Source organism: Levilactobacillus cerevisiae (assembly GCF_003946245.1).
GTDB classification, from domain to species: domain Bacteria; phylum Bacillota; class Bacilli; order Lactobacillales; family Lactobacillaceae; genus Levilactobacillus; species Levilactobacillus cerevisiae.
In genome coordinates this window covers 108022-128048 of record NZ_RHNN01000003.1, presented here as the reverse complement: position 1 = coordinate 128048, position 20027 = coordinate 108022, and the positions used below count along the sequence as shown (strand labels likewise).

The following is a 20027-nucleotide window of genomic DNA, read 5'->3' as shown; positions in this document are numbered from 1 at the left end:
TTACACGCTCCTCTTGGTTGGCTTGCTGTGCCACTGCCGGATTTCCGGAACCAACCACCATAATAATAAGAAATTCACTAACAGCGTCATTGCCGTGAACATGAAGACGCCGTTGTAGTTGAACCAGTTGGCCACTAAACCACCTAACATCGCGCCCAGCATACTGCCAAGGGCTTGGAAGGATTGGTTCCAACTGAATACGGTCCCCGTCAAGGACTGGGGGGCGTTCTTAGTTAACATCGTTTGTACGGCTGGGAACAACGCGCCGTCTGAAATCCCAATCATGAAACGAAAGACACCTAATAACCAAATGCTGGTGACGAAGCCTTGCGGGAAGTACATCAGGACGGCAAAGACGTAGCCAAAAATCAACACCCGTTGTGTACCGCGCCGATCACCATATTCGCCCAACTTGGGGGCAGCCAGTAGCGTGGAAATCCCTGGCAAGGCCGCAATAATTCCGGCAACCAAGGTAATGGGTCCGGTATGGTGCATCAGCTGACGCACGTAAAGGCTAATAATTGGCGTGATGGAGTTGTTACCCATTTGAATAAACATCGTCGACACTAATAGGACCACGATGAGCGTTGGATTTTTCACCTGTTTCAGCCAAAAGCCGGCCTGGGCCTGTTTCTCCTTGCTGACGGGTGTGAAATGTTCGTGAACTAATGTCGCGCTAAGGAAGAAGACGATAATTAAGAAGAACCCGGTCAGGATAAACGTCCACCGAATGGAAAAGACCTGCGCCAGAATCCCACCGAGAACCGGTCCAATGAGGTTGCCGCTGACATAACCAGTCGTTAAGATGCCAAGAGCGTTGCCACTTTTGGCTTTCGGCGTTTCGGACGCAATCAACGCGCTGGCGTTGGGAATGTACCCGGCAAAGAACCCTTGCAAAAACCGCAGGCCAATCAGTTGCCAAATGTTGGTAACAAAACCCATGAGCCCAATCACAACCGCCATCCCCAGGGAGGACCGCAGTAACATGAGTTTCCGCCCTTTGCGATCGGCCAATTTCCCCCACAAAGGTGACACCACTGCGATCACTAAAAAAGTTGCCGCGTAGGTCAGCCCACTGTAGATGGTCAATTGACCCTTGGTAAAGGTCCCCAAGTCATCAACGTATAACGATATGAACGGCATAATTTCACTAAAACCCATGCCAGCAATAAATGTCCCTAACCACAAAACGGCCAAATTACGCCGCCACTGCTCTGGTTGACGTGTTCCCACGGTGAGTCGCCTCTCGTTCTAAAAAACTTATTACTTCTTAGTGTAGCATATTGCCTCCCACTGTCACGTTAAGGTGTCCCTGAATCCAAAATTTTTCGTCGTCGTTCTGGTGGTGGAACACTGTTAGGATTGGCAAACACAAAGAGCCCGGATGCATTTCACCCGGGCTCGTCACATCTCTATTCTGCTGCTTACCCTTTAACCCCAATCACTAATGCGATGAGTAGGATAATTAAAACCAACGTGGTGATGGCCACGTACAAATGATCTTTTTCTTTATAAAATGCGTAGATTGAGACGACCACCCGTAAGACGGGCGTCAAAATCAAGCAGTAAACCCCAAGCATCATGATGGCGTAGGGCCGTAGTTGCCAAGTGCCGGCAAGAATCATCCCCATGTGCCGAGGAACAAAGCTGCCTTCGTAACCGGAGTAACCGGTAATCAGAAACATTGCGAGGCCGATTAACATGATAATTGCGGAAATGACGACCCCCACTTGGAGAATTCGGCCAATAATGGTCTCAACCTGTGCCATTTCTTTGGCGGTCGTTGCTGGTTTTTGTGCCATTAGAAGTGAACCCCCAATCCTTTAAATAACATTTCAAAACCAATGTAGAGAATAATTGGAATAAAGACAATTCGGATCCAACGGGCAGGCAAGACTTGCATGATCCGCGAACCAATCACGGCACCCACCAGGATACCTAACGCCATCGGAACGGCGATTCCCGGTAAAATGGCCCCGTTGAAGAAGTAAACGGTCGCACTAGCCGCAGCCGTAACCCCCATCATCAGGTTCGACGTTGAACTTGATGGCTTGAGGGGCATCTTCATAAAGGTATCCAGTGCCATAACTTTGAACGCACCGGAACCAATCCCTAGCAGCCCACTCGCCACCCCAGCACCAAACATGACGGAGAAGCCGGCGGGAACATTTTCAACTTGATAGTCAATGTCTTTCATTTCGGCTTTATCAAAGTAGGTGCCATTCAACTTGAGCTTAGCAGCAATCTTGTCGGGTTCGACCCGTTGGAGCACTTCGGAACCCCGCCGTAGCTTGCGGTACATGTTCCACCCGGAAAAGACTAACAAGCACCCGAATAACAGGTACAGGTATTTGGGATCCAGCACCCCAGTCAACAGGGCCCCGACGATTGCCCCGATGGTCGTCGCAATTTCGAGGAACATGGCAACCCGCAAGTTCAACACGTTATCTCGCAGATAAGCGATCGTTGACCCCGAGCTGGTGGCGATAACGGCAATGATACTGGCCCCAATGGCATATTTAATGTTTAACCCCATCCCAAGGGTCAAGATTGGCGTGATGATCATCCCACCACCGATGCCCAAGATGGACCCGGCGATTCCGGCGAAGATACCCACGGCCAACATAATAATGGCTGTATGAATCATAAGTGGCTAATGCCTCCTTCAACTAATTTACTTAACCGATTATCAACCTTTGCGGGGATGGCGGCAAGTTTGCCAGGGAGAAAAAGTCAAGCCAATTGTTAATGAATTCACAGTGCTAAACGCTGAATTAAAAGCATTCACGCTTTCATCCCATTACGATTGTTCACCATTGAATATAATCATTTCTCTAAGCCAAATTTTTTTCATATCTTTTTCACTCCCAGCAAACGAGAAGTGACCGGCATTACAATCGCTTTCAGAACTAAAAAAGGTATCCATACAATAAAAGTATGGATACCTCGCCAATTTTGTATTTATCATATGCCTAATAGCTGTCGATAAACCGTTGTAACAAGGGGCTAGGCGTGATTTGCTCCGGCCAAACTAGTTTGAGCGTCGTCCGCCACGGTTGGTAGCGAATCTGCCGGATGCTGGTCTGGACCCCACTCGTCTGTTCCGCCACCGACTGTGGCACAATGGCAACGCCCATCCGGGCTTCGGCCCATTGCACGGCCGTCCGAGCATCGTCACAGGTACAGGCAATGAACGGCGACATCTGCTTCTCCGTGAAGGTCGCCTGGAATAATCGCTCAAACCGCCGATAAATAATTAACGGAACTGTAGCCAAATCTTCCACCTTTAACGTTGCCGCTGGAAAGTGATCATACTTCTTCGGTACGACCGCCACCATTGATTCGGTCGCGAGCTCCTTGCTGGCAAGTCCCGGCGCCGTGAACGGCGTGCGGACGATTGCCACGTCAATCAACCGTTTTTCTAACCGGTCAATCAGGCCATAGGTGTTGTCCTCAAATAAACGAATTTGGACCTTGGGATAGTGCCGGGTCAGTGTCCGTAGCTTGGCGTTGGGCGTCGCACCAATGGAAGAAGAAATCACCCCCACTGATAGAACGCCGGCCAGGCCCTGACCCAGCGACCGCACCTGACTGTCCGCCCGTTCCCGGAGATCGACCAACTGTTGTGCATAGTCCCGTAGCAGTTGTCCCGCTGGCGTCAGTGTGGTGCCACTGGCCGAACGATTCAACAGCGTGACCCCCATTTCAGCCTCCAGCTGTTTGAGCTGATAGCTCAGTGGTGGTTGGGCCATGTGTAATTGTTGGGCTGCGGCCGTAATTTGACCCGCGTTGGCCACTGCCAAAAAGTATTCTAGTTGTCGAAAATTCACTGAGAGGACCCCCACCGTTTTTATCCATTATACCAAAAATTTAGGGTAGTCCGGTTTCCCCGGTAATGGAACTTGAGGCATTAGCCTTTTGCCGTTTATACCGATCCTTAGCGGGCAACTTTTCCTTCAACAGGTATTGCCGAATCAACAAGACAATCTGCTTGTTCTGCGGTAGATCTGAATGGGTCGTATTGCTTCCCGTCACGGTAACCTGCGTGTAGTGGGCAACCTGATTCTGGAAGACGTACTTCCCTTGGTTCACGCTATTGGCTGGTACCGTCCCATCACTGGAATAATTCTCGGTACCCGCAACCGAATAGACCGTGAGCTTCTTCGGCAGGTTACTTCGGCCAGCGATCAGTTCCTTAAGAATTGCCGTCTGCTGCGTCGTACTATCCGACTCCATGTTGTACGGTGTCGCAATCGTCATCAATTTATCAATGGCCACGTGCTTGGTCTCACCGAAGTACTTTTCGAGAAAGACGCTGAGAATCAAGCCACCATTAGAGTGGCCCATCGCCGAAAAATGGTTAAAATGATACGTCTTGACGAGATCCTTAAAAGCAATCGACAGCCATTTCGCCTGCTTATTGATATTCTCATAGCCGTCGTGATTATTCTCAAATGCAATCACGATGAAGGGCTGGTTGTCGCCCTGTCTAATCGATCCCGTGTAGGACAGCTGACCGTTCTCCGCCACTTTGACCTTTAAGACACTGTGCGCCGACTTTGTTTCACTACGCAATTGCTTAATTAACGCGTCGAATCGGTTCTGACTGGCACTGGATCCCGGTACCATAATGGTCGGATTCAGTGGCGTCTTATAGTTCGTCTTATATTTTGAAATGCGTTGGTGCATCCAGACTGTGCTTGGCAAGAAGATGCCCAACACAATCACAACGCCTAACAACCATCGCCACCAATTATGCCGCATGGTCGTCGCCCCCTTCATGATTCAGTAACCGAATGAATGGGATGTAAATCACGACCGACAATGTCAGGCAAATTAAACTTAACAGTAAGGCACGCCAATCACCACCCGTTCCCAGAAAAGCAATCAACGGCCCGGGTGTCGTCCGCGGCACTGGATAGACAATTGGCGGTACCAGTTTCCAAGTGATTGCGCACCAAGCCAGACCAATATTGATTGCTGGTGCCACGACAAATGGAATTAGTAAAATGGGATTATATAGTAGCGGCAAGCCCAATAAAGTTGGCTCATTCAGGTTGACCAGGTTGGGCAAAAACGTTTGATTGGCCACGCGCCGGTAGCTCGCCTGCTTGGAAACCAACCAAATGGCAATGATTAGAGACAAGGTCATCCCCGCACCACCATAGTTGGCATAAGCATCCCCTAAAGTATGTAACGTAATTGGATTGGGTGCGTTCCACCCAGAACCGTGTTGCACAGCGTAAGCTAAGTTCTGTAGCGAGGTGACTGAACTATTGCCAGCCAATGAAACGGGGCCAATCAGTCCCAGCCACCACAAAACGTTGCTCAAGGCCGTCACGCCTAAAATAACCAGACCCCGATGACCGGGATTGGCAACGGAAGCACTCAAGGCTGAATAAACCAAACCATTGATGCCACCGTCCGTCAACCAACTCAGACCATAGCCAATGCCCACAGTGATCACCAGAATAATTCCTAAGGGCCAAGCTACCCGGCCAGTCCAGGATAATTGGCCGAACCGGGGATGGCGCAGTTGCCATTTGGCCAACCAGCTCATCAGATGGCTACCGAACCAGCCCACCGTGAGGCCCACGACAATCGCCAGGAAAATCCCTTGAGGGCCTAAATTATTTTCCATGAATTGTGGGACACCTTCACCGGTCACGTGATTTGTCTCGTACAAGGCGTCGTAATTCACATTCAGCGTCAGGAAGGCTAAAGCACTCATGACGCCCACGGCTAGTGCGTCACCCCGATAGGTGCGCGCCAAATAATGCCCCGTTGTAAACGCCACAATCACCGCGACGACCCCGTTGATCACCAAACTAATCACTTGAAAAAATTGTTGCCACAAATCTATACCGGGTAACCAACTACCCACGTGATAAATTTGAAAAAAGAACCCACTGCTGGCCAAAAAGCTTTGACCAACCACATCTACTAACGTCATCACCAAAATAAAAGGGTATGCGATCCGCAAGGCTTCTTTAATTGCCCGCATTGCTCGCCACTGTTCCATTCGCTGATTAAGCCGCCATAATCTACGTAGCGGTTTCCAATTCCCCATCATTTGCTGACCCCCTTATTCCCTAAACTAATTCTCATTATACGTCCTTCACCCTAAAAACGATGCTGAACGTCTTACAAATTAGTTAATTATAAGGAAATAGGCAGACTGGGCCGGAAACGGTCAGTAGCTGACTCCTTCACGCCGCTTAACGGCCCGCCAAACGGTACTGGTGCTTAGCCCAAATTGATTGGCAATTTCGCGATAGGTCCGTCCAGCCGCTCGTAAGCGTTGGAGGGTCGCAACGGCCGGGAGCTGGGGCTCGGTCGGCTCAATTGGTTCAATTGATTTAACGGGTACGATTGGCGTTGCCGAAGTGACTTTGGGTAACTGAAGAATTGGCGTCACAACTGGCCGTGGCTCCTGGATGACCAGGGGCTTGGTCTGCTTAATTTTGGCCAATTCATTTATCACACATTGGGTCGTTTGGGCATCCCACACGGCGTTGTGCTGCTTGGGATTGAAGATGTTGAGAAGCCCCGCTATACCATTGAGGGGGAGGAAGTGATGGGTATCCTTCTGATGATTGCTCCGGTTGATGACCTGATTGGTATACAGACTGCCATCGAAAACGCAGAGGGGCGCGGTCAAAGCCAAGCGTTCCTCCACCGCCAAGTAAGGCAGATTGACCGCCAATGTGTGCTGCAATAACCGAAGATCATTGCCTTGATCCCAGAAGACCAAGGGCAATTGCCGCCGCAAGACCTGGTGAATGAAATCTTTCAGTACCGTTACCGGTCGGGATTCCTGCTCATACGCGGCTAGCGTGCTCCCCGTTTCCTTCAACCCCCGCAGCTTTCTCTCCGGCGAAAAGGCTGGGTCGTCAAAATACCGATTGAAATAAATATCTAGCGGTTGGCTCCCGCGATAACCCAGTGCGGCCAGCTGAAAAATACCGGCCTTCTCACCATTGATCACGGCCCGATCCATCGTGATGTGGTCCCCCGTTCGTTGGGTTTGAAACAGGACGCCAAATTCACAGTCAATCACCACGTATTCCCGGGGAATCTCTTGTAACACCCGGATATTCGGGAACACGGAACGGGAGTGCTTGTTGGCTGACTGAGTGGCCACTGCCCGTTGTTCCGGGGCAAAGACGTAGCCATGGCTCCGTAACCGTGAAACGGGGTCCATGCCATCCAAATCGGTATCGTAGGCCATAATTTTCTTACTGCCGAGGACAAACGTTCGGCCAGATGTGAAAAATATTTTAAACCGTTCCTTCTTATCCACCATAATCGATAGGACTTTCCCCCAGCTATTTAGGACTGGGGTTAACGTGCCGTTAGCTTCGACTTGATAAACTGGGTAGTCCAACATGAATAAATTATGCTGTTGGGTCGTCGTGTTTTCCGGAATATTTTGTTCCAAATATACGATGTTGGCATTCATTTCCATCCCCCGTTTCACTGACGCCTTGGCCGGTTAAGAAAAATAGTGCCATCCTCACACAATTACTTGGTCAAGATGGCACTACTTAAACTTAAGAAGGATCGACTTCGGCTGGCTCCGTCACCAGTTCTTGGCTGACGACTGCGGCGGCTTCCTTTTGTTCCGCGGTCGCTTGTAGCCAGGCACGACTTTCTAGGTGACTTAAAATGAACTGATTTTCCAGTAGATTGCTGTATTCTTCCACAGAAATCAGGACGACGTTGTGCTTATTTTTGCGGGTAATCATCAAGGGTTCCTGGTTGTTCGTGACCCGTTTCATGTAGTGCTTAAGTTTCTTGCGGAAAAATGCATAGCTCGTTGCATCCATCGTGTGCCCTCCCCAGGTTCATTGTGTTTTGTTCACGTAGACTAATCCAGAAAATACTAGGATGCCCAACCACCAGACGATTAACGTCACAAAGCTCGCTTCTCGTAGCATCCAAAAGAAGATGCTGAAAACCGCTAAAGTCCCGTACAGTGATTGATATAGCACCCAAAACTCATGGTCGGCGGTCGTCCAAAGACGCCACCACCCACAGACGACCATTGCAATCATACTGAATCCACCAATCATTAACATGATGACTTGGGTCCACGCTGACTGCCAGTGACCTATCAGCAGCAGGAACAACATTAATTTATACGACAGCAGAATTGGCCAAGGTGAAAAAATCACGTTACTGAGACTTCCATCCAAAATTAACCCGCCCCCTCACTACTTGATTACCCCAATGTTAACGGATAAATTGGCTGGCGTATAGGCCATTTACAGAACATTTACATAAAAATTTTGTAATAATGAAAGCATAGAAATACTTATAATTCAGCGGTTTTAACAAGAAAAAAAGTCCAGACAACCTCGTCTGAACTCCCAGCTATTTTTGCGCATTAAGAGCCTTCACCGTATCCCGCCCCAGGCGATTCATTGCCCGATACTGTTGGGCTTGGTTTCCTTGCTGGCTCATCACCACAATCGTGTACGTGCCGTGAGTCGTCTTGAACAGACTGGCATCATTCTGGACGCCCTTGGTTGGGAACTCACCCGTCTTGTTGTAAACGGCCGCATGGGTCACCAGTTTCGGCAGCTTGCTGTGGTTGCGACAGTGATGAAGCAGCGTCATCATCTTCCGATCGTACGTCTTGCCCAACAGCTGATGCTGCGCCGTTAGCGTTAAAAAGCGGGTCAGGTCGTTGACCGACGTGTAGTTGTCGTGGCCACGCCGCAACGCTTGGGTATCCAGCATGTAGCGGGCCAAATGAGTCTGCTTGAAACCGTACGCCTTGGCCGTCTGATTGACCTTTTTAAACCCGCCGAGCCGATGAATTAAGGCGTTCGTCGCCGTATTATCAGAATAATATATCATGCGCTTCAGGTTTGTTTTCACCGCATTGGTCAGCTTCAGCTGGTGGTTCTGCGCCCGTTTGAAAATGGTTAGCATCACGTAAACCTTAATCGTACTGGCGGAGCGTTGTGCCCGCACTCGCCGATTGCCCGTGGTCACGCTTAACGAACGGTTACCTAGGCGCGTGACCTTCACCGACCAGCGGCCATGGACGGGCGCCATGTCCCGTTTGACAATTTTTCGAATCGTCTTTGTTTCCTGCGATTTCGTACTTGCTTGTCCCGTGACCGCGGGGATCAACAGTCCACCCATGATCATTGCGCTCAGGACGCCTACCTTTAGCCATTGTTTCACTGTCATCACGAATTACTCCTATGTATGACTCAGCAAGATTCCAGCCGGGTCATCAAATTTAACCAGGTTTCGTCAACCGTGTTGCCACCCCACCGGGACTTAACACCCAAGCGAGCAACGTTGGCAACCGGATGCAACCAGTAAAATTGCTTGTGGTTTTCATCACACATACCACTAATCTGGTAACGCGCCTACCAGTGCTTCTCCGTATCACTCACCAACTATGTACTAATCCTTACCCTGCTCATTGATGACCCGCTTGACCCAGCGTTGTGAATAACCATACTTATCTGCCAACACCTTCTCCGACATTTGCGGAAAGTTCTTTTGAATGGCCGCCATCGTTTCGTCCCGGTCATAGAGTTTCATCGGCAAATTCAACTGGGTTCCCCGAAATTCCTGATAGACCTTAAGCATATCTTCGGTTCCCAGCAGATCATCAAGTCTTTTATAGACGCCCTGTAACGCATCCGTATCAATTTCCATCACTTTCAGGCCTTTCAATGTTTAAGTTTTCCTTAAGCAAAGATTAGCAAACTTTGCTGGCCAATTGTAATCACCCTCGCCAACTACTCTGCATGCTGAATTGCTTGCAGAGTTACACGTGAAATTGCACAACAAATTTCCACACAAACCAGCAATTAGTGGACCTTATTTCTGTAAGTATTTGCGAACCGTCCGCTCGGCCAAGTCGTATTGCGCACTCAGTTCATGGACTGACGCTCCCGCTGAATGGTCGCTTTGAATGTGATTCAAAATCACTTCTCGGCGCACCAATCGCATCGGGAAATTCACTGTACTTCCCCGGAAATCTTTAAATATCTTCAGTGTATTTTCTTCGCCAATCAGTTCTGCTAATTCCTGATAAATTGCCTGCCAATCTTCTTTATCCATTTGTGTCCGCCTACCTTCTTCATCATTTTTGTGCTACCTACAGTCTAAACTATTCTGGGGCTAGTGTGTTCAATTATTTTCACAAGTACGTAAACTTTTTCTTGAAACGGCAAGCCAGTTCGCTGGACCACCGCCGCAACGCGTGCAGCGCAAAAGGAGCCAGCCCAAGCGGACTAGCTCCCAACCGTTCTATTACCAATTTAATGAATTCCCGACCAAAATTTCCGGCTCGTGATTGCTCATCAGATAAGCCTGACCATCACTGCCAAACGTCAACCCTTCAAACTCACGGGTTGACGCGAAACCGGTCCATTTCACATCTGCACTGGTCAGATGGCCACTGCCCGCCAACTTCGCCGCTGGCAGACTGACAATTGAATCGTCCGCCACTAAGTACAGCCGATCATTATTGGGATTGTACGCCATACTCTGGACACAGGTTCCCGGCCCATTTTCCAAAATTTGCTTGGTCAACCGGAAACTGACGCGATTGTTCCGAATGGTTCCCTGGTAAATGTAGACGTCTGCCGAATTAGGCCGCGTCCAGAAATAAGCGTGCCCCGTTTGATCAAACGCTAACACGTGACCACCAGGCACCGCAAATGATTTAGCCCTTAGCCGGAAGCGAATCTGATGCACCGGCGCCAGGGTGTTCGCACTGATTTCTTTGAGCACGCCATACTGACTCATGTTGATGCGCGGTGCGGATTCACGGTCACACCACATGTAAAATTTCTGCGTCGCCCAATCGTAAGCCAACGATTGACCGTGTCCGGTGGTGAAGGCGGGTCCTACTTTGATGGCCGCCTGAATTTTCTTTTCCCGCGCGGATTGATTGGGCGACTTGGCATACACCGTTTGGACCTGCTGCGGAGTTGCCCGCAACGACGTCAAGACCGCCATGTCAAACCGCACGATGCGGCCTCGGTTCTGCCAAGCGGTCGGGCAATAGACCACATACAGGTACTGACCCACCACCGCTGAGCTCTGGGGATCACCCCAGGCCTGATGCTGATAGCCCGGTACTGGCAACAGGTATTTCGTGGTAAAGGTCACCGCGCTCCCCTGATTGCTGGCAATCGTATTGATGCCGTGCGGATTCGCTGCGTTGGCATAGGTGCTCGGCACGGGTACGAAATGAACCAGCGAATCGTCTAACGCCGTGAGGTTCTTGGGCTCTGCCAACGCCGCCACCGACTGATTCACTTGGATGTCAGCCCGCGCCGGTGTGGCAATCCCCAGCAACCCCAAACTAAGGATTAGTGCCCAAAGTAAATAACTTCTTCGCATAATCCCTCACCCCCCAATGTTTTCAGCCAGTATATCGCGTTGGCGGTCAATGGGTGGTGAGAAAAGGCTTTTTCAACTTGCTAAACTTACCAACTCGTCCGGTTACTGATGAGGATTTCCGGGTTGTGATTACTCAATAGATAGGCATGCCCACTCTTGGTAAACGTCAGCCCCTCAAATTCCCGTTTGGACCCAAACTTGGTCCAGCGGACACTCGATTTACTGAGGTGCCCCTTGCCAGCCAACTTACTGACGGGCAGACTGGCAATCGAATCGTCAGCGACCAGGTAAACGCGCTTCGTGTGCGGATTGTACCCCATACTCTGAACGTGGGTTCCCGGCCCGTGCGACAGGACCTGATGGGTGAGGCTGAATTTGACGTGGTGCTTAGAAATGGTGCCACGGTAAATGTAGACCCGGTGGGTAGTCGGTCGACTCCAGAAGTAGGCCCGGCCCTGCGTGTCAAATGTAAGCACGTGGCCGCCCGGGACGGAGAACCGCTTGTGTTTCAACCGGAAGCGAATTTGGTAGCGCGGCGTTAATGTCTCCGCCTTGATCTGCTTGATGTAGCCGTACTGATTGACGGGCGTTGCGGCAGACTTTTCCTTGTCACACCACATGTAGAGGTGACGATTCTTCCAGTTGTACGCCAACGACTGGCCGTGGCCGGTCTCAAAAGGCGCGCCAATTTTGACGGCCGCGTGACTGGCCAACTGAGCTGCAGCGTTGCTGGTGTAGGCCGTTTGTAATTGCCGCGGGGTTAAGCCCAATTTATTTAATTTCTGCATGTCATACCGCACGATGCGCCCGCGGTTGTGCCAAGCGGTCGGGCAATAGAGCACATACAGGTAACGGCCGTTGGTGGCAACGCTCTGCGGATTGCCCCAGGCCTGATTGTGGTACCCGGGGAGCGGTAATAAATATTTCGTTTTAAACGTGACCGCCGTACCCCGACTATGCTTAATCGTGTTGATGCCATGCGTATTCTTGGCGTGGCGGTAGTTCTTGGGTGCCTTGACATAGTGAACACGAGAATTATTCAAGGACCGCAATTTGCCGACGCTCAAGGCCGACGATTTTTGATGGTACGTACTATAGGCCTGCGCGGTTGTCGTCCCGCTAACACCTAGGCTCAACGCCGCAACGAACGTTAAGCACCAATTTATTTTACTCATCATTAGTTCCCCCAAAACAGTATTAGACATTTCTAAATGAAATTAACGCTTTTAGCCAACCAAATTTTCGATATAGTCATTTTTGGTTGAGACATATATTCAACGTATTAAGTATATCGCAGGACCTACCGCCTAACAATGATTCCGGCGATGTAACTTATCCAGCATTACCAACTAGTGACAAATGTTCACAGGCTTTAGCTGGCGTTGAAAGGACCTCATCAAGCTAACTAGTAGGGATTGTCGCCATCAAATTAGTCGAAAGTCAATACCGGCGGCTACGGGACTAAGGTACAGTTCTCCGGCTAAGACTAGTTTTTAGTCAGTACACAATTCTGGTTTGAGGTGACAGTCGACGCTTAGTCGTTACCTCACTCTATGTAGGCGTGAGCGAGCCAAATTTAGGCTCAGCCGTGGGATTTTCCATGTGGTCCTCTTGGAAAATGGCGACTTTGAAACGCGGGTTGGGCGGTTCAAAGCGAGGCCCAAGACCGCCTTTCGGCTTGGGCCGTCCCACCCACAGCGTTCCAGCCTAAATTTGGCGAACGGTCCGCCGGCAGTTTTAGCCAAAGTTGCCAGCGCTTCAGCTTTTACCCACACGTAAAAAGGCAAGGACTACCCGTCATTTCGACAGGTTTATCCTCACCTTTTAAGTCCGCTTAACTTACTGAAACGGTACCTGAAGCTAGATAACTTCACGCTTGAATGGGTCTTTGGAAATTCCCTTGTCCAGAATATCCTTGCTCCATTCCTTAGCAGAGAACAGACTGTGGTCGCGGTAGTTCCCACAACTGTATTTGTCAGTTCCTTGGACGTCTTTCCATTCCGTATCAAATGCAATACGGTGAAGGGCTGCCTTCAAAGCCTTGGCAACTTCTTCAGTAGACTGTTCGCCCCAGGTGATCAAATGGAAACCGGTCCGGCAACCAAATGGTGAGCAATCAATGACACCGCTCATTTCGTCACGCAGGTAGCCAGCCAACAAGTGTTCAATCGTATGTAACCCGGCCGTTGGAATAGCGTTTTCGTTAGGTTGAACCAACCGTAAATCAAAGTTCGAGATCACGTCACCCTTGGCACCCGTTTCCCGTGTAATCAACCGAACGTAAGGTGCTTTAACAGCTGTATGATCCAAAGTAAAACTTTCAACTTTTGCCATTATTTGCCAACTCCCTTTTAACTATTAATATGTCCCACGCCTGTGATTGAATCGTCATCATCAAACGTACGTACTCCCTTACTGTACACCAAAGTAACCGCTAACGGCCACTAATTTTCAGTTCTTTCTGACGATGGCTGGTTTGGTTCCTGCCAAACCGGACAATGACTACTTTTAGCTGCTAGAAATTCTGTCGTCTATGGAACGTTCTGTAGCCAACTTTGGTTAAAATTTGTCCCTCAATCAGGTCGGTACTATTCACTACTGTGCCAAATTTTAATGCCCAGGTAGCTGGCCTCCACAAAGCAGGCGTGAGTGAGCAGGCTGTTAACCGCGACATTGCTGAAACGTGTGAAAAAGGGCAACTGGTTCCGCCCTTCTTCACACTCTGCTAAGATTTGGTAACGTTCCTACCTAATTAGGTAAAGTTCCCCACCTTTTGCCGCGTAAGTGACTATACTAGTGAGCGTATTAGGGGAGGAATTATCATGCAAAATGCACCATTGCCGCCACGGGGACGGCACTTCATTGGGCGTCATCATCGTCGCCACCACCTCGTCTTAGCCCTGCTCGCCCTCTTGTTGGTGGGCGGCGGCCTTTACGGCTGGCACGCTTGGCACACCGCAAAACAGACATTTTCACAGACCTACCACGCCGTTGGCAAGCCTAGCGACACCACCATCACCAGTGGCAAGCCATTTGCGATTCTCTTACTGGGGACGGATACCGGTGCCCTGGGCCGCACGCAGGTTGGCCGCACCGATACCATGATTGTCGCGACCATCAACCCGCAGAAACAAACGGCGAAACTAACCAGCATTCCGCGGGACACCCTGGTCAATATTTATGGGAGTCAAAATGACGAGGAAAAAATCAACGCGGCCTACCCACTTTACGGCGCCAAGACCACGATTCAGACCGTCGAGCACCTGGTCAACATCCCCATTCACTACTATGTCCTGTTGAACATGGGTGGCCTGGAAAAAATGATCAACGCGGTCGGGGGCGTCACGGTCAATCCGCTATTGACGTTCCACTACGAACAGGCCAACGTTACCAAGGGCGTCAAGATTCATTTGAACGGGGCCAGCGCCTTAGCCTATTCGCGGATGCGTGACCAGGATCCGTTGGGCGATTACGGCCGTCAAGCCCGCCAACGTCAAATTATCAAGGCCCTGGTGTTAAAGGAAGCGAGTCTCAGCTCCATCCTACGTTACCAAACCGTTCTCAAGTCGCTCAATAGCAACCTGCAAACCAATTTGACCTTTGACGACCTGATGTGGCTGCGGACCAAAGACGGCCACACCAGCCGGCACATCGAGTCGCAGACGCTGCAGGGACAACCGGCCACCATCAACGGCATCGACTATCAAGTCACGCCGCAGAGTGAAATTACGAAGGTGTCCACTGGGCTTCGTCAAGCACTCGGACTGGCAACGCAGAGTACGTTTCAAACAGATGCGTTGGATCCAGTAGGCTTCTAAAAAAACTGATTGCTCGCCCGGATATCGAGGGTAAGCAATCAGTTTTTACGATGATCATCTATTTTTCCTGATTCTGCCGCACTTGCCAAATGTGCCAGCCAATAATCAAGATGCTGGCATCGGCTAAAATCGTGCCCAACGCGATCAGCAGGTTGCCCGCCGACGTCACCATTAACCCCGAAGTTAACGGGAAGCGCGCGAGCAAAGCCAACAACGTCGTAATCCACAGGCTACCCAAAATTGCCGGGAACCAAGAATCCGCGTGTCGACGATGATGCCACCAAGTTAGACCGGTCACGACCAACGCGAACACGAGTAGCGTGATGCTCCCACCGACGCGCGTCAGGTAGATCAAGCCTTGTGCTGGCACGATTCTGGCGGCCACCCACATGGCAATGATTAACGCCACAATGACGACGAGCCAGCCAATCAATTGGGCTTGGGCCGTCACCCGTTGTGCCACCCAAATTCCAAGGGCCATTGCAACGATGAATAGGCCAAACTGAACCGTGATCAAAAGTCCTTGCAGCGGTACGGCCGGTAGAATGGCTGCGGGGAGAATCACGCCCAGGATAAAGATGAGCACTGGGACCAACAAATCCCAGCTCAACCAGGTCGCTTTGGCCTTGGCTGGGGCACCGATTTGTGCCGCAACGGTCGCTGGGTCCGCGCCGTAGAACTGTTGCGCGGATTTTTGTGACGATTGCGCGACTAATAAATTCGGTAAAAGTTCCCGTAATTGTCGCTGTAATTTATCCTCATCACTGAACTTAGGCTGTTGCCGTAACGCGGCCACCAGGTCGTCCCAATAGGCCTGATTTTCTGGCGAAAGTTGTTCCCGCAACGCCTGATTTTGTTCCGCAATCGTTAAGCGTTCTGCCAAAATTGCCACTCCTCTCGTTTCAATCAATACCCCCATGATAGGGAACTTGCAGGTGAAATACCACTGATTTATTTATGCACAATCACGCAAGTCGTCAAAAATAGGCTAGAAGGCCTCTACGACAACTTGTGACCCACAGTCTCACCGCAGCAACCAGCCCAACCACAGGCCAGCCGCTGCGAGTAACAAGCCACCGAGCACACTCAATGCCAAATACCCTGCCATAGCGCCATACCGCCGCTGATCGGCCAACATGACGACTTCGTGGCTGAACGTGGAATAGGTAGTAAATCCACCCAGCATCCCCGTGCCCAATAGCACCAGCGTCACATGATTTAATTGCCAACCGGTTAGGAGGCCTAACAACAGGCTGCCCAACCAGTTAATCAACAGCGTGGCTAGTGGCCACCGGTTCCCCCGCCGCGCCTGCACCCAACGCGTCATTTCGTAACGGCCCAAGGCGCCGACCGTTGCGCCCAGACCGGCAATCGCGGCCATCATTGCTCTGTCACGCGGAAAGTCCACCAACGCCGTGCAATCCAGACACCCAATAGACTACACAAAGCGCCGCCAATCACCGTTAACAAGACGTAGCTCAGAGCCAGCAACCACTGTTGGTGCAGCAACAAGCGGACGGCCTCCACGCTAAATGTCGAAAAGGTGGTGAACGCCCCCACGCCGCCGACCCCTAGGCCAACCGTGAGTGCTTCCGGCCAGTGCGCCGTCAACCGCTTGGCGTGGGACAGCCAGGCTAAGACACCACTGCCGAGTAAATTAATCAGAATTGTTACCCAGGGAAAGCCCGCCACCACGGGCAAGGTCTGACCAATCAGGTAACGGCCACCGCCACCAATAAAAGCAAAAACAATAATTGTGAATACGTTTGCCATTTTCAGGTCTCCTTGAAGAGTATCTTTTCATTGTACCAAAAAAGCCGCCACAATGGCGACTTCGTTTGTGATTACGGTTTATGATCAGTCTGAATCTGACGTACGACTTAGTGGGTCTTCACCACTAAGTCCAAAGCATTTTGTAACGCCACCTGTTGGTCGTCTGTTAGCTGGTCTTCGGCGACGCATTGCTTCACATTTTCCGCCACAACGACCCCCATCATCCGCTCAACACCGGCCCGGACGGCTGCCAATTGCGTCAAAATATCCTGGCATTCGCGGCCGTCATCTACCATTTTCAAAATCCCCTGTAACTGGCCGTCTGCCCGTCGCAACCGGTTCTTCAATTGGTTAGAAGTCGTTTGGACCATTAAGCTGTCACCTCAGTTAATTTTTCGTCGATATATTTCTTCAGGGCCGCCTTGGGATGGAAACCGACAACTTTTTCCGTGGGCATGCCATTCTTGAAAATAACCAGGGACGGAATGCTCATGATGCCTAACGACTGCGCCAACTCTTGGTTCTGGTCGACATCCAATGACGCAAACTTCACTTGATCACCGTAGGCCTCGTCTAAGCTTTCTAAGACCGGCGTCTGCATCTTGCAGGGACCACACCAGTCCGCCCAAAAATCCACCACGGTCACCGCCGTGTCATCACCAATGTGTTCAAAATCCTTACTCGTAATAGCTTGCATGGGTTGTTCCTCCTCGAAGTTAATCGTCAATGTTGCCATTATACCCCAAGGGGTATGGATACGCCACCCCTTTGCTCAGCAAGGCTAAATTAGGTGAAACCAGTCACCTGCGGCTGCCAAAGATTCCGGCTGCTATGGGGACCGCCTGCGGCCTGAGAGGCGGTCCTCCGGCTCGGTTTGAAGCCTGTCCAAAACCGCCAGTCTCCAAACGCGTCCCACGACGTAACCTGAGAAAATCGCTCAGCTAACGTCGTCGACACAGCTGCCTCCATCTCTGTCATCCTCCGGTTAAGACTGGGTTTTAGCCACTACAGTGCTGAACATTACCGTGGCAATCCAACTCACCGAAGTCGTTGACAACTCTATGTAGGCATGAGTGAGGCAAATTTAGGCTCAGCCGTGGGATTTGGTTCTTTAACTTTATATTGCCACACGGTTGTCATGCCCACAGCGTTCCAGCCTAAATTTGGCGAACGGTAAGCCGACGGGATTGCACAATGCTGCCAGCATTTCAGATTTTACGTTTTCTACGACGACAAAAAACACGGACTTATTCAGCCCGTGCCTGTCATTAAACTGCTTAGTCTTGAGTGAGTTCTGGATCTTCGTCCATCCCAGCGGTCAAGCGTGGGTTGTTGTGGCCGCGCTTGGTTTCCTTTTCCACGGCCTGTTGGGCTACCAAGTTGAGGTAGTTGAATGGGTCGTCGAAGTTCGGGTTGAACAGCATGTCCACAAAGGCCAAGTCGTCAATCGTGTTGCGGTTTTGAATCGCAATCGAGATGGCGTTGGCGGATTGAGCAACTTCATGCTTACTAAAGAACTGGGCACCCAGGATGCGCCGGTTCTCCCGGTTGTAAACCAGGTTGATGGTCAAATCATCCGTAGATGGCATGTATTTTGGCCGCCAAGTACCTTCGAACGTGACCTGGTCTGCATCGAAGCCAGCGTTTAACGCGTGGTCGATGGTCAGTCCAGTTGATGCCAACGTCCGGCCAAAGATCTGCATAGCCGAAGTGGCTTGCGTTCCCATGTACTTTTGGATATTGCCAAAGACGTTAATCCCCGCAAGCATCCCTTGCCGAACGGCATTAGTAGCCAGTGGTGTGTAAGCTGGCTTGCCGGTTGGGTTAAAGTTAACCACACTGGCATCCCCGCAGGCAAAGATGTCTGGGTCTGACGTTTGAACGTAGTCGTTGATGATGATGGCGCCGTGCCGGTCCATTTCAACTTGACCCCGCAACAATTCTGTGTTGGGCACAAAGCCCGTGCAGACAACGGCTAGGTCGGCTGTGAAGTCGCCATTCGTCGTTTCGATGACTAGCTCACCATTTTCGTTACCTGTAAAGGAAGTGACCCGCCGATTTAACAGCACTTCGACGCCCTGTTCCTTTAGCAAACTGACGATGTGATCAGACATGCCCTTATCAACGTAGTGGTTCAAAATGATGTCTCGCGATTGCAGCAGTTGAACGTCGTGGCCAGTCCGCGCGTAACTTTCAGCTAATTCGGTCCCGATGTAACCAGCACCGATAATCGCAATTCGTTTGTTACCCTTAGCTGCAGCGTCAATGGCTACGGCCTGTTCGTAATTCTTGCAAAGCATGACCTTATCTTCATCGATACCAAAAATAGGCGGTACCGTCACGGTTGACCCCGTCGCCATGATCAGCTTATCGTAAGTGTCCGTGGAAACATCCCCAGACTCCATATCGACGACTTCGACCGACTTCGTTGCTGCATCGATCTTAATCACGTTGTGGCGGGTCAAAACTTTGGCCCCGGCTTCCGCAAGTTGTTCAGGTGAAGAATAGAACATGTCCTCAAGATGTTTGACTTGTCCATCAAGGAACAAAGAGATCCCACAAGAAAGGAATGAGACGTTCGTATGCCGTTCGTAAATGGTCACATCTGTATCTGGATGATCACGCAAAATTTGTAGCGCTGCATTAGTACCAGCGTGTGTACTACCAACAATGATGACTTTCATGTTTACCCTCCTACATGAAAAACGATTCTAAAACTAGTCTACTTGAAAGTTAGCGAAAGATAAATGACTTCGTCTCGGAAAACCCGTCAAACCGGTCTAAAAACTCACACTTCAAGAAAAATGGTGAAAGAATGTGCGTTGTGCACTATAAAAATCTTGATAATTATTATAATTATATAAGTATCCAGGCTAATTAGACTCGTGAAAATAACGAAATTTATCATTGCGAGCGGTCTCGTCAACGTCGGTCGCTGAGGTGGCTGACGAAATGACCGTCGACACCGTAACCCGTATACTCTGCTGGCAAATCAGTTTATTTTACGGGACTTTGATAGCTGATTTTGAAATCGATTCCAAAGCAATCAGCGCG

The 20027-nt window shown here is 50.4% G+C and carries 23 protein-coding genes; 1 reads left to right on the top strand and 22 read right to left on the bottom strand.

Translation table 11 applies throughout. The annotated features are described in order from the left end of the window. The 16 genes from EKM99_RS02115 to EKM99_RS02045 form a co-directional block, all read right to left on the bottom strand. Positions 1-1233 carry a multidrug efflux MFS transporter gene (locus EKM99_RS02115; RefSeq protein ID WP_125580455.1) on the bottom strand — a complete coding sequence of 411 codons (1233 nt, stop codon included), beginning with the start codon at positions 1231-1233 and terminating at the stop codon, positions 1-3. A 191-nt stretch (positions 1234-1424) separates the two neighbouring features. Beyond that, complete coding sequence (locus EKM99_RS02110) at positions 1425-1802, bottom strand: DUF1634 domain-containing protein (RefSeq protein WP_125580453.1); 378 nt, start codon at positions 1800-1802, stop codon at positions 1425-1427. Then, on the bottom strand, positions 1802-2647 hold the full coding sequence (locus tag EKM99_RS02105) for a sulfite exporter TauE/SafE family protein (RefSeq protein WP_125580451.1): 846 nt from the start codon (positions 2645-2647) through the stop codon (positions 1802-1804). Before EKM99_RS02105 ends, EKM99_RS02110 begins: the two co-directional genes overlap by 1 nt. 325 nt (positions 2648-2972) lie before the next feature. Next, a complete protein-coding gene (locus EKM99_RS02100) occupies positions 2973-3830 on the bottom strand; it encodes a LysR family transcriptional regulator (RefSeq protein ID WP_125580449.1) in 858 nt (285 codons plus the stop codon). Positions 3831-3870: 40 nt separating this feature from the next. Then, positions 3871-4764 carry an alpha/beta hydrolase gene (locus tag EKM99_RS02095; RefSeq protein ID WP_125580447.1) on the bottom strand — a complete coding sequence of 298 codons (894 nt, stop codon included), beginning with the start codon at positions 4762-4764 and terminating at the stop codon, positions 3871-3873. Further along, positions 4754-6022: a PTS transporter subunit EIIC gene (locus tag EKM99_RS02090; protein WP_225419754.1), complete on the bottom strand. Its 1269-nt coding sequence runs from the start codon at positions 6020-6022 to the stop codon at positions 4754-4756. The genes EKM99_RS02095 and EKM99_RS02090 overlap by 11 nt, the downstream gene beginning before the upstream one ends. A gap of 171 nt (positions 6023-6193) precedes the next feature. Further along, on the bottom strand, positions 6194-7462 hold the full coding sequence (locus EKM99_RS02085; RefSeq protein ID WP_164511486.1) for a helix-turn-helix domain-containing protein: 1269 nt from the start codon (positions 7460-7462) through the stop codon (positions 6194-6196). A gap of 91 nt (positions 7463-7553) precedes the next feature. Next, the gene (locus EKM99_RS02080) at positions 7554-7829 is read right to left on the bottom strand and encodes a type II toxin-antitoxin system Phd/YefM family antitoxin (RefSeq protein ID WP_125580441.1); all 276 of its coding nucleotides are present in this window, start codon (positions 7827-7829) and stop codon (positions 7554-7556) included. Between the two features lie 18 nt (positions 7830-7847). After that, on the bottom strand, positions 7848-8198 hold the full coding sequence (locus EKM99_RS02075) for a hypothetical protein (protein ID WP_125580439.1): 351 nt from the start codon (positions 8196-8198) through the stop codon (positions 7848-7850). A gap of 178 nt (positions 8199-8376) precedes the next feature. After that, complete coding sequence (locus EKM99_RS02070) at positions 8377-9204, bottom strand: serine hydrolase (RefSeq protein ID WP_125580437.1); 828 nt, start codon at positions 9202-9204, stop codon at positions 8377-8379. Positions 9205-9227: 23 nt separating this feature from the next. Beyond that, complete coding sequence (locus EKM99_RS15705) at positions 9228-9368, bottom strand: hypothetical protein (RefSeq protein ID WP_164511485.1); 141 nt, start codon at positions 9366-9368, stop codon at positions 9228-9230. A 58-nt stretch (positions 9369-9426) separates the two neighbouring features. Beyond that, on the bottom strand, positions 9427-9702 hold the full coding sequence (locus EKM99_RS02065; protein WP_225419753.1) for a hypothetical protein: 276 nt from the start codon (positions 9700-9702) through the stop codon (positions 9427-9429). 147 nt (positions 9703-9849) lie between these two features. Then, a complete protein-coding gene (locus EKM99_RS02060) occupies positions 9850-10092 on the bottom strand; it encodes a Mor transcription activator family protein (protein WP_125580434.1) in 243 nt (80 codons plus the stop codon). Between the two features lie 192 nt (positions 10093-10284). Beyond that, complete coding sequence (locus EKM99_RS02055; RefSeq protein WP_125580432.1) at positions 10285-11382, bottom strand: hypothetical protein; 1098 nt, start codon at positions 11380-11382, stop codon at positions 10285-10287. 86 nt (positions 11383-11468) lie between these two features. Next, positions 11469-12557 (bottom strand): hypothetical protein, encoded by a 1089-nt coding sequence (locus EKM99_RS02050; protein WP_125580430.1) that lies wholly within the window; start codon positions 12555-12557, stop codon positions 11469-11471. Between the two features lie 685 nt (positions 12558-13242). Beyond that, complete coding sequence (locus EKM99_RS02045; protein ID WP_125580428.1) at positions 13243-13716, bottom strand: S-ribosylhomocysteine lyase; 474 nt, start codon at positions 13714-13716, stop codon at positions 13243-13245. 488 nt (positions 13717-14204) lie between these two features. Between EKM99_RS02045 and EKM99_RS02040 the strand changes: the two genes are divergently transcribed. Further along, entirely contained in the window at positions 14205-15200 is a 996-nt protein-coding gene (locus EKM99_RS02040; RefSeq protein ID WP_125580426.1) for an LCP family glycopolymer transferase, read from the top strand. Between the two features lie 58 nt (positions 15201-15258). Here the strand turns inward: EKM99_RS02040 and EKM99_RS02035 are convergent, their stop codons facing one another. The 6 genes from EKM99_RS02035 to EKM99_RS02010 form a co-directional block, all read right to left on the bottom strand. Next, on the bottom strand, positions 15259-16083 hold the full coding sequence (locus EKM99_RS02035; RefSeq protein ID WP_225419752.1) for a DUF1129 domain-containing protein: 825 nt from the start codon (positions 16081-16083) through the stop codon (positions 15259-15261). A 141-nt stretch (positions 16084-16224) separates the two neighbouring features. Then, a complete protein-coding gene (locus EKM99_RS02030) occupies positions 16225-16584 on the bottom strand; it encodes a fluoride efflux transporter FluC (RefSeq protein ID WP_225419751.1) in 360 nt (119 codons plus the stop codon). Further along, positions 16581-16973 carry a fluoride efflux transporter FluC gene (locus tag EKM99_RS02025; protein WP_125580422.1) on the bottom strand — a complete coding sequence of 131 codons (393 nt, stop codon included), beginning with the start codon at positions 16971-16973 and terminating at the stop codon, positions 16581-16583. The genes EKM99_RS02030 and EKM99_RS02025 overlap by 4 nt, the downstream gene beginning before the upstream one ends. A 107-nt stretch (positions 16974-17080) precedes the next feature. Further along, entirely contained in the window at positions 17081-17344 is a 264-nt protein-coding gene (locus tag EKM99_RS02020) for a metal-sensitive transcriptional regulator (RefSeq protein ID WP_125580420.1), read from the bottom strand. Beyond that, on the bottom strand, positions 17344-17670 hold the full coding sequence (gene trxA, locus EKM99_RS02015; protein WP_125580418.1) for a thioredoxin: 327 nt from the start codon (positions 17668-17670) through the stop codon (positions 17344-17346). Before trxA ends, EKM99_RS02020 begins: the two co-directional genes overlap by 1 nt. Positions 17671-18250: 580 nt before the next feature. Then, on the bottom strand, positions 18251-19657 hold the full coding sequence (locus EKM99_RS02010; protein ID WP_125580416.1) for an FAD-dependent oxidoreductase: 1407 nt from the start codon (positions 19655-19657) through the stop codon (positions 18251-18253). Positions 19658-20027 lie beyond the last annotated feature (370 nt).

What these genes read in the sequence shown, in the direction of transcription:
- EKM99_RS02070 (WP_125580437.1), bottom strand. Translation starts at nt 9,204, where the DNA reads ATGACAGTGAAACAATGGCTAAAGGTAGGCGTCCTGAGCGCAATGATC.
- trxA (WP_125580418.1), bottom strand. Translation starts at nt 17,670, where the DNA reads ATGCAAGCTATTACGAGTAAGGATTTTGAACACATTGGTGATGACACG.
- EKM99_RS02050 (WP_125580430.1), bottom strand. Translation starts at nt 12,557, where the DNA reads ATGAGTAAAATAAATTGGTGCTTAACGTTCGTTGCGGCGTTGAGCCTA.
- EKM99_RS02110 (WP_125580453.1), bottom strand. Translation starts at nt 1,802, where the DNA reads ATGGCACAAAAACCAGCAACGACCGCCAAAGAAATGGCACAGGTTGAG.
- EKM99_RS15705 (WP_164511485.1), bottom strand. Translation starts at nt 9,368, where the DNA reads ATGTGTGATGAAAACCACAAGCAATTTTACTGGTTGCATCCGGTTGCC.
- EKM99_RS02055 (WP_125580432.1), bottom strand. Translation starts at nt 11,382, where the DNA reads ATGCGAAGAAGTTATTTACTTTGGGCACTAATCCTTAGTTTGGGGTTG.
- EKM99_RS02030 (WP_225419751.1), bottom strand. Translation starts at nt 16,584, where the DNA reads ATGATGGCCGCGATTGCCGGTCTGGGCGCAACGGTCGGCGCCTTGGGC.
- EKM99_RS02025 (WP_125580422.1), bottom strand. Translation starts at nt 16,973, where the DNA reads ATGGCAAACGTATTCACAATTATTGTTTTTGCTTTTATTGGTGGCGGT.
- EKM99_RS02060 (WP_125580434.1), bottom strand. Translation starts at nt 10,092, where the DNA reads ATGGATAAAGAAGATTGGCAGGCAATTTATCAGGAATTAGCAGAACTG.
- EKM99_RS02080 (WP_125580441.1), bottom strand. Translation starts at nt 7,829, where the DNA reads ATGGATGCAACGAGCTATGCATTTTTCCGCAAGAAACTTAAGCACTAC.
- EKM99_RS02040 (WP_125580426.1), top strand. Translation starts at nt 14,205, where the DNA reads ATGCAAAATGCACCATTGCCGCCACGGGGACGGCACTTCATTGGGCGT.
- EKM99_RS02095 (WP_125580447.1), bottom strand. Translation starts at nt 4,764, where the DNA reads ATGCGGCATAATTGGTGGCGATGGTTGTTAGGCGTTGTGATTGTGTTG.
- EKM99_RS02085 (WP_164511486.1), bottom strand. Translation starts at nt 7,462, where the DNA reads ATGAATGCCAACATCGTATATTTGGAACAAAATATTCCGGAAAACACG.
- EKM99_RS02045 (WP_125580428.1), bottom strand. Translation starts at nt 13,716, where the DNA reads ATGGCAAAAGTTGAAAGTTTTACTTTGGATCATACAGCTGTTAAAGCA.
- EKM99_RS02020 (WP_125580420.1), bottom strand. Translation starts at nt 17,344, where the DNA reads ATGGTCCAAACGACTTCTAACCAATTGAAGAACCGGTTGCGACGGGCA.
- EKM99_RS02105 (WP_125580451.1), bottom strand. Translation starts at nt 2,647, where the DNA reads ATGATTCATACAGCCATTATTATGTTGGCCGTGGGTATCTTCGCCGGA.
- EKM99_RS02090 (WP_225419754.1), bottom strand. Translation starts at nt 6,022, where the DNA reads ATGGAACAGTGGCGAGCAATGCGGGCAATTAAAGAAGCCTTGCGGATC.
- EKM99_RS02010 (WP_125580416.1), bottom strand. Translation starts at nt 19,657, where the DNA reads ATGAAAGTCATCATTGTTGGTAGTACACACGCTGGTACTAATGCAGCG.